Source organism: Lacrimispora sp. YZC11 (assembly GCF_057543815.1).
Window position 1 is genome coordinate 1 of record NZ_BAAJYQ010000013.1, and the last position, 10,378, is coordinate 10,378.

Annotated in this window: 2 protein-coding genes and 1 pseudogene; all 3 read left to right on the forward strand. The window is 47.3% G+C overall.

Annotation, left to right across the window (positions count from 1 at the left end; translation table 11 throughout):
- Window positions 1-1,059: pseudogene (locus AC27IJ_RS13790) on the forward strand (hypothetical protein); the annotation flags it as partial.
- 10 nt (window positions 1,060-1,069) lie between these two features.
- Entirely contained in the window at window positions 1,070-5,569 is a 4,500-nt protein-coding gene (locus AC27IJ_RS13795) for an InlB B-repeat-containing protein (RefSeq protein ID WP_487149383.1), read from the forward strand.
- Window positions 5,570-5,714: 145 nt separating this feature from the next.
- A partial coding sequence (locus tag AC27IJ_RS13800; protein WP_487149385.1) for a MucBP domain-containing protein occupies window positions 5,715-10,378 on the forward strand: 4,664 nt, incomplete at its 3' end.

Here is a 10,378-nt window from a genome sequence, read left to right on the forward strand (position 1 = left end):
GCTCCCAGTGACTGGTATTATTCCTATGAGTATGGCCAGGTGGAAGAACCTGCAGATATTTTTGTCAGTGAAGAAGGCGTAGAGTACAGCTATGTAGGCTGGAGCTACCGGGAGGACCGTTTAAATGAGTTCGATCCGGACCGGGAGATCAGCCGGAAGACCTATGTCTATGCCTACTACGAGAACAATCAGAAGGAAGTGAATGATGCCAGGAAAGAGCTGGAGGATGCCATAAAGGACGCGATTGATAAGAGCGATGACTATTTCCTGACGCTAAAGGAAACGGAGAAGCTTAAGGAGGCAATCGAAGAGGCCTTTGAGGTACTGGACCGCACGTCCCCGAAGGCGACCCTTGATGAACTGCTTGAAGCGCTGGAAAAGCTTAAAGAAGTGACAAAGCCGTTAGATGAAGTACTGGATGGGCGTTATGACCACTATGATGAGATTCAGAACTCCGGAAGCAAGGGAGGAAGCAGAGGCGGCGGCGGAGGAAGCGGAAGCGGAATCAAAGCCAACCCTTACAATCCCAGCAGGAGCAAGAGCTACATCGTGGGTACCAATGGAAACTGGGAAGAGCTTTCAGGAAACGGAAGCCAGTGGGCCTTTGTGCTAAACGGAGGAATCCATCTGACAGGAATGTGGGCGAAGCTGGATTATGAGAGCGGAGACGTGAACAAAAACGGCTGGTATCATTTCAATGCCAGCGGGATCATGGATTTCGGCTGGTTCCGTGATGAGAAACTTGACTGGTATTACTGCAATACAGAATCAGACGGCTGGCTTGGAAAGATGAAAACAGGCTGGCATCATGACAAAGAGGACAACCGCTGGTATTATTTAGACCCTGAGACAGGTATGATGGCAAGGGGCTGGAGGAATATCGGAGGAAAATGGTATTACTTTACAGAGCAGAACAGCATGGAAACCTATCGGTATGAACCGGCAACGGAGAAATGGATCTATAAGAGCAATGAAGAGCGGCCGATGGGATCCATGTACATCAATGAGATGACGCCTGATGGATATGCCGCCGGGGGAGATGGAGCCTGGCTGCAGTAAGGAGGAAACAATGAAAAACTTAAAGAAATGGAAAGCACAGACTGCAATGATACTGGCAGCCGCCATGGTTATTACCATGGCGGCGCCGCCCGCATTTGCAGCACCGGTGGGTTACGGTGATCCTTCGGTCATTCGATTTGACCCGCAGAAGGGGCCGAATCTGTCGCATTCCACATATGCAAGTGTGCCAAGAGATGTAAATAACATTTCCTTTGCCACGGGACGGGCAGGATATGCCTTAACTTCATCTACGGATTTTAATGTCATAGAGACTGGGACAGAGGACAAAGGCTCCGGGCCAAGGCCCAAGCTTCCGGAATTTTCAGTTGTATGGCCGGGCTACACATTTGACGGCTGGTATAACAAAGATGGAAATAAGGTTCTCAATCTGCCTTATGCTTTTCCCTATGAGTCACCGGAAACCTATAAGGCGGTGTGGAATGGTAACAGCAGCAGCCAGTTTGATTTCACTGTCATGCATTACCGTGATTTAAATTCGGCAAGAGACAGCATAACTGACGGTACCAGCCAATCAGCATGGCCGTCAGACAGCGACAGCCAGGTGATCCGGTTCTTTGATGACGGAACCTGGACGAATCAAGTGACTGCCAATACGCCGGTTTCAGCTACCTATAAAAGGAATATACCTGGGTATAAGCTGAAATCAGTGCTGATGAAAAACAATAAGATCAGAAGGTTTGATGATGCGAGCGGGGCTGGGACACTGGAAGAGGCTGCTTCAGTCAATACTTCCACCAACGCGATCCGAGGATACATGCCCAACGATGATCTTACGGTTGGCTACCGTTATGAACCGGACACCAGCAAGAAATTTACTCTTCGGGTAGAATACGTAGATGGAAGCGGCATTGCTATCAGGACACCGGATTCGTATGCTTACTCTGCAGAAACAGTCTTCTCTGTTGCACCTGCTGCCATAACGGCATATGAGCTTACCAGTGCAGAACTGAAGGCCGGATATGGAGATACGGATGATTTAGTAAACAGAGGAATCTATTCAGCGGTTTCAGCTGGATGCAGCTTTGATGCAGATAAAAATTATGCTGGAAAGATGCCAAATCAAATGGTGGTAATCACTTATAAATATCAGATTGATCCAACCTATACGACCCATATTATCGTAAATACGGTGGATAATCATAACAACATTCTTGAACAACAGCAGAATTTGTCCGTATCTCCGGCAGATCCCGTAGAGCTGGATATAGAAAGAAAACCAGGATATTCTTATCCGCCGAGTATCATGTGGAACGGTAATTTCTCTAACCCCGTTCTGAATGAGGCAAGCGAAAAGCTGACCTTTAATACGGACATCATCGGAGGTTCTGTTACCATTACCTATAACGAGGATTTGACGGATCCTAACTACTGGGCCCGCATTGATTATTATAATGGCGTGAACGGAAGTCTGTCGGGAGATTCCTCTCCTAAGTCGTTCAGACTGGATACCTATACAATCGATGAATTGACTCAGGGCATCACCCCGTCACCGGCAACTCATTATTTATTTGACGGCTGGTATAAGGCAAACGCAAACGGAACAGGAAAAACCGGAGCAAAGCTTACCGGAGATGTAGTGATAACCGGGAACCTAAAGCTATATGCCAATTTTGAAGAGGATCCCAATGAGTGGTTTACTTTAAACTTTGTATCTGGAAGCCATGGGAGTATTGTTTCAGGAGCTACTTCGGCCCATGTAGTACGGGGAACGGTATGGACGGATATGGCGCTTCCCTCGCTTTTGCCAGATAATAATTATACTTTTGTAGGCTGGTATGATGAGAATGGAAACCAGGTACAAAATAGTCTGCAGATTCTTTCCAATCACACGTATACGGCCAGGTTCTCCCCAACTGCCGGAGATGACGGGATTTTAAGCATTCCGGATACAGATGGTTCCGTATCGGCAGATGGAACCGGGCAGATCAGGATCAATGGTGTGAACGAAGAGAGAAAATATACGGTTACAGATGCAGACGGTATCGTGATTGCCACTATGACTGGCTCCCAGTTGCAGAGCGGTAAATTTACGGGACTCAATCCCTGTACTTATTATTATGTATATGAACTTTCATTAACTGCGGCACCTCTAGCGGGAGAACCGCTGACCGGCCATGTGGATGGCTCCCTGATAAGCCAGCCTGCAAGGGAAGGTATTGTCACTCTTAAAAACAACTATTCCATTGCAAATGATGGAAATGATGGCAGGAAGAAAATCAGGATCAGTCCGGTTGCGGCGGATACGCTGTATGCGCTTCTTGATGGTGATGGGAATGCCGTTTCCCAGGCAGGGTCAGCAGACGGATGGTTAGGAGCCTCAGGAAATCCTGCTTTTGTAGAATTCCCAGGTCTGGAATCCGGCCGGCAATATACGGTAGTAGCAAAGCATTTGGGAGAAACAGAGTCTCCGTCTGAAAAGATATTGCTGGGAAATCCAATTTTCCTGGAAGATTCCTCCCCGGCGCAAAATCAGACCTATACCCTGTATATCACCAACGGAGGCTATGTAGCTGAGGTCACCAGAAATAACGTACCTTTGGAGATTGAAGAAGGTGCAACCCAGATCAGTGTCCGGGAAGGGGATAAGATAAGGATAAAAGCCCCTGATATAACCGGGTACAATTTTAAGCGGTGGGATTGCTTGATCGGGTCTATGTCTCTTACTGAATCTCAGGCAACACAGAAGAATCCATGGGTTATCATGCCGGCCGGCGATGTAGTTCTTCAGGCACGGTATGAATCCACACCAGTCACGGCGACCTCCTCCAATGCAACGGTAGATTATTCCCCTAAAAACGGAACGTTTGCTCTCAATATGCAAACTGACCTATTGGAAGCGTTAAAGCTCGACCTGATTGACAATTCTGCCGATCCGGATTTGCTGGCATCAGGGCATAAAGTAGAATATACGGTTAAATTTGACCGAAGAAGTGTGCCGACTGCTACGGAGTCCAATGCAGTGAGAGATGCTGTAACAGTGGATAGTGAATCATTAAAGATCCCCTGGGTTTTAGGAATATCATTGTTAAGAAAGGTGGATGGCATTAATAAAGCACTGCCGTCTGATGGGAACCACACACCTGATATCCAGGTATACGGTACCCTGGATACCAGTCTTCTAGGCAATATGGATTACCAGTTGTGGAAGGTTGAAAATGCGGATAGCGATCCGATATGTACGGAGATTTTACCTGTGGAACCTGATTTAAATGATCCGGATTCCGGATTTACCGGTACATTCCGGTTTAGTGCAAATGTAGGGGACACGATTATCTTAACTTATTCCAAATCATATAAGGTTACCATTACCGATACGAAAAGAGGTACGGTGGCAAATCTTAAGGCAAGAGCCGGAAGTAATCTTGAAGATGCAGACGGATATATGGATCTTAATTGCCTGGAAGACTATACAGATCCGGTTACCGGTATCGTATATGAATTTGCAGGATTAAAAAAACAACCGGTGGCCGCCACAGCCTCTTATGATGTAACGGCTCCGATTAACAAAGATCTCCAGTTGTACGCAATGTATGAACAGGAAGATGATTCCTTGTGGCAGGAGGCAAAGAACCGGCTGGAGGATGAAATCAATACGGCAAATGCTTTGAAAAACAATGGTTCGGTAAGTGAAGAAGACAGAAATATATTGAACGATGCGATTCATGATGCGATTGTAGTGCGCGATACTCTGCCCCGTCCAACGATTGGTGAGTTGGATCAGGCTTATCAGACGTTAAAGGATATTGTTGACGGAATCAGAAATGGAAGCGGTTCCGGAGGCGGAGGCGAAAACGGAGGCGAAGGCGGAGGCGGAAGCGGCTCCGGAGGTGGAAGCGGATCCGGAGGCGGAAGTGGCTCCGGAGGTGGAAGCGGATCCGGAGGCGGAAGCAGTTCCGGAATGAGCAGTTCCGGCAGCAGCGGCGGCATGGGACCGGGTGCTTACCGTTTTGGAAATTATAAGACCTATACAAATGATGTAGACGGCAACTGGGACAATTTTGATCCGGCAAACAGCCGCTGGTCATTTATATTGAGCAGCGGAACGAAAATAAAAGACCAGTGGGCAAATATCAGATATTCCAATAATGGAACAACTCTGATATATACATACCATTTCAACCAGGAAGGGGTAATGGACAGCGGATGGCTTTTAGATGAAGAAGGAAAATGGTATTTCTTGTCCACTGTTCACGATGGTTGGTTTGGTCGTCTCAAGACAGGCTGGCATTTTGATGATGCTGACGGAAGATGGTACTATTTAAATCTGTTTAACGGCGCTATGCTCACTGGCTGGCAGAAAATAGATGGTGTTTGGTATTACCTGACACCGGAAAACAGCCGGCAGACATGGTATCTGGATAAAACAACCGGGAAATGGATCTATGTCGATCAATCAGGACGGTCTCTGGGGTCTTTATACCGGAATGAAGTGACCCCGGATGGATATTATGTAGATGACAGTGGGAAATGGACACCGGAAACCCCATAGTTTAAATTGAAATCATTCTTACAGAAGGGGAAAGTGTTTGAATCTTGCACTCTCCCTTTCTTAGAAAATGTATTTTAGAGAGACTTAAAAGAATGATAAAAGCGGGTTTGAGTTAAAAAAGATTTTATAGCAAGGAGGGAAACAAGTGAAGTTTAAACATAGGATGAAACGGATTGTAGCAAAAGTGCTGGCTGTTACAATGATACTGAATACGTTTTCCATGTTTGGGATTACTGTTTATGCCGATTCCCCTGAGTTGAATCAGGATACAAATATGAAAAATAATGGAGGCGGTTTAAACTCAGCTTATTATTGGGGCAGGAACGATCCAAATAGAGGCGGAAGCTATGAACAATGGTACGGGTTTAATATTCAAGGGATTCTTGATCCCGACCTAATTGGGGCAGAACATCCATATATCAATCTGGATCCTGGAAAATATCAAAACAACAATACTGCAAACATCCAATTACACCCTCATGATGCGGTTCCTGTTACATGGGATTATTCTGGTTTTAAAACGGTAATCCGGTCTGGGAGTGAAAACAATACCATCGCATATCCGGTAGTTATTGAAAATAACGGTGGTGTACAAAAAATAACTAACTATAATGTGGAAATGCAGATGAAGGTATATCCCAGTGCTGACCGAAAGTGGACCATGGTAGAGTACATCATGTATAATAACGAAAATCAGCATAAAACCATGTACCTGGCTACCGGTGCGGATATTATGGTTGGAGATGGGATTGGATATTCCGGAGGACCTTCCGATCCAGCCGATGCATCGACTCTTTATTTGGATGATCAGGGATTCCATATGGTAAATGAAGCCACCAAGCAAACTTTTGATGTAGTTACCAATGGTGATAGTGATGTGGGAAGAGAGCTTGGAGTAACAACTGTGGATACCAGATGGGCCGGCAGTGAATATATGGTATTTTATAATACCGTGAATAGCAGCAGAAATACTAAGTATTATGCCAATTTATTTGATGAACCTACAAATACTAACCATAAGGCCAATGAAGATGGAACAGTCCATTGGATAGAAGGAATGGACACAAAAATGTCTTATTCCTGGAAACTTGATCTGGGTCCATATCAGAAAATGGTAAGGAAGGTAGCATTTAAAGCGCAGGAACAAACTTATTATGTTTCTTCCCTTCATGGGGATGACGGATCGGGAACTGGTGAATACAATAATCCTTTCAATACCATAGAAAGAGCAAAACAGGCTATCGGAAGTAAGAAAGGCTATATCTATATACAGGATTACGATCCAGTAGACCAAACCATTGTTATTGGTGAAAGTGGGGGGAGCCCTGATATTACAATTAAGACAGCAGATGTGGATTATCAACGAAACCGTATAACTACACCTGTTATATTAAAAAGAACCGAAAGCTGTAACGGACCACTGTTTAAAATGAAAGAGACAGGTACAGGCTCTATTCTACGGTTTGATGGGGTCCACTTAAGCGGAGAGGAGATTCCTGGTCATAACGATCCATTGATTCTGGCTGATCGGGGTACTATTCAATTAAATAAGGATTCTGTTTTGGAAAAAAATATTGTGGTCAGCAGTGCTCCCGAATCTGCAGTCGGAAGCGCCGCTCATATTACCGGCAGTGCAAATCTTATCTTAGATGGTGCGGAAATTACGTTGAATCAGTCCGCTTTACGGGGAGCAATCTATTTTGATAGCACAGGAGAGTTTCAGGTTTTAAATGAAGTTACCATAAAAGATAATGTAAATACAGATGGCAAAAAAGCAAATGTTTATCTATCTGATGGGAAGCAGATTATCGTAGGTGGAGATCTTGGTGCCTCCCGGATCGGTGTAACTTCCCAGCAAGTTCCGGAGGCTTCTGTTGGGGAGTCAACAGCCGCGGGGCAGGAAGTCGTTATAGCCGTTCCTTCGGATGATTATTCAGGAAGCATTTCCTCTTGTCCGTTTGCAGACAACTTTTTTGCGGATGCGGATACCGGAAATGGGACCGGGATCTTTTCAACAGTGGGGTCCTCTGCCTTAAATAATTCAAAGAATACAGTATTGAAACGCAATGGATACACCGTAAGCTTTGTTTACCGGGATTCCACCACAGGAGGAACTGTGACCGGTGCACCGGTTACTCCCAGCCTGTCCTTTGCATCAGGCGATGGGGTAGTGATTCCACCGCCATCGGCTATTTCCGGGTATGAGTTTACAGGAACCTCCATTGACCAGGGAACCGGCAGTACCTTAACTGCGGTGGAAACAGCAGGGACCGATTTCGGAAAGTTAACCGGAACGATGCCGGGGCAGGAGGTAGTGGTCACCTATGAATACACCCGGATCGATGCCTCCATAGCCTTTGTGGTCAACGGAGGGACGCCTCAGCCGCAGACACTGGCGGGAACGGCCGGGAACAGCGTAAACGCCCTGCTTCCAAGTGTGAGCAGGTACGGATACGTGTTTAAGGGCTGGAGCAAGGTAAACAGCCAGACCAGTCCGGAATACATTACCTCCCTGCCGGCTTTGTATCCGGAAAACCCGGTCACTTACTATGCCATATGGGAGGCGGATCCTGGAGTAAAGTTTGATTATACGGTGGATTACACCAATCAGAACGGCTCCATCGTATTCCAGTCGGCGACCACGGCAAATACCTATTCCGTGGAATCGGTGATCCAGTCCCAGAAAAAGAACATCCATGGATATCTGTGGAGTCTTTTAGATTCTCTGACCAGCCCCGCTGAATATAACTATGACGGGCTGGTAGCAGTGCCTATAGGAAACTTTAACGGCTCGACCGGGGAATTTACCGGAAGGATGCCGGGACAGGATGCGGCTGTGAAATACGCATACAAGGTAGACCGGAATAATCCGGCGGCCAGATCGGATTTAACGGTGCGCTATGTGACGGAGAACGGAACCGTGATCCATACGCCGGTTGAGACGCCGTATTATCCGGAGGATGCCATTAGTGCAAGTCCGCTGGATATATACGGATACCAGTTCGTATCAGGGAGCATAACAGCCGGAGATACTGCGGATGATACGGATGGAAATCTGGTCAGTGCAGCCCAGGGAAGCTTTGGAAGCAGCGGCGGTTTTACGGGCGTCATGCCGAACCAGCCGGTTGAGATTACATATGTTTATGAAGCAACAGGAGAAGGCTACCGGTTTACGGTCAACTATCTGGATAACGACACGACCGATAATAACTTAAGGAATATCGTTATTCCGGAGGTCCAGCCGAAAACAGCGGATACGGTGGTCAGCGCGGAGTACCGGGAATTGTACGGTTTTAGCTATGAAAGTGCGGCAGCAGTACCGGATCTCAGCGGAAGCTTTGATACCGGCCATGATTATACGGGGACCATGCCAAGCGATGACTTAACAGTCAGCTATCGGTATGACCGTGTTCCGTCAAAATGGTATCAGATCACCTACCGGACTGGAACTCACGGTTCCATCTCCCATGGAAGCGGTGTGTCCCCTGACGTAGTAGAGCAAACTTTGGGAAGCGGGGTATATAGTACTTCCGTTCTTGGAAATGACGGTTCTGCAGCAGGACAGACTGACAGCTACACCTGGAGTGTGATAAAGGGTAAACGCCTGGTTCCGGCAGCGCAGGCGGACCAGTATTACCGGTTTGCCGGTTGGTTTATAGACCAGGATGGAAACGGGGCATTGAATGACGGAGAGCAGCTTCTTGCAGAAGATCACCGTTTTATCGGAGATGAGACCGTTACGGCCCTGTTTGAAGAGGATCCGGATAAATGGATTGACATCCAGTTTGCGGCAGGAGAACACGGCTCTCTGGCAGACGGAAGCATTACCTCCCTGCATATCCAGTATGACAGGACCTGGGGAGATATCGCAGGTCAGATACCGGGCTATGTGCCGGAGATCAACTATCTGGTGGATGGCTGGTATGACGGGGACTTGGATGTGGATGCAGCTGATGTATTAAAGAACGGACATACCTATACCATACGTTTCTATCAGGATCCGGCAGTATTCGGAACGGATGTGGCAGCTCCCGATGCCTCCACCGGACTTAACGGGGAAGGAAAGGGAAAAATCACCGTGTACCACACCACGGCAGGCTATCAGTACATCATTACCGACTTAGAAGGAAACATCGTGGGAGTGCAGACAGGAACCATTGCAGGCCGTGTATATTTTGACGGACTCTATCCGGGAGCCAGATACCTTGTGTATGAGGCAGCAGGAAATGTACATGCAATCGTGGGGAACCAGATCGGAGAAACAGCAGGGAATATCAGTGATCCGGTGGAGGTATTGACCCCGGTGGTGGAGACCAACTACCAGATCTTATTCGATGAGAACCACGAAGGAAAGACAGTACTTGTGATCAAGCCGGCCGATAAGAAGTCGGATTATGCGGTCTTAAGCAAGGAAGGAACAGTCATCGTTACCCCGGAAACCAGAAGTGACGGCTGGCAGGCAGTGACAGGAAATCCGGGAAGCGTGACTTTTTCCGGGCTGAATTACAACGAGGAGTATATCGTGGTAGCCAGGCCAAAGGGAGAGTCCGGAATCACGGCAGAAAGCCGGATGCCGGACGGATCGGTGATCACCACAGATCCGGGCGGAGCGCTGGAGATCCCGAACTACATCGTGGAGACTCTGGAAGGCCGGGTGGTGAGTGTTGATCAGGATGCGATTGATACAGCCAGATATGAAGAGGCCCATAAGGGAGACCGGGTGGTGATCACCGCAGATGCGGTCAACGGATCAGGAGAGACGTTCCTGTACTGGAAGATCACCATAGGATCGGTGCCGGGACTTACCGG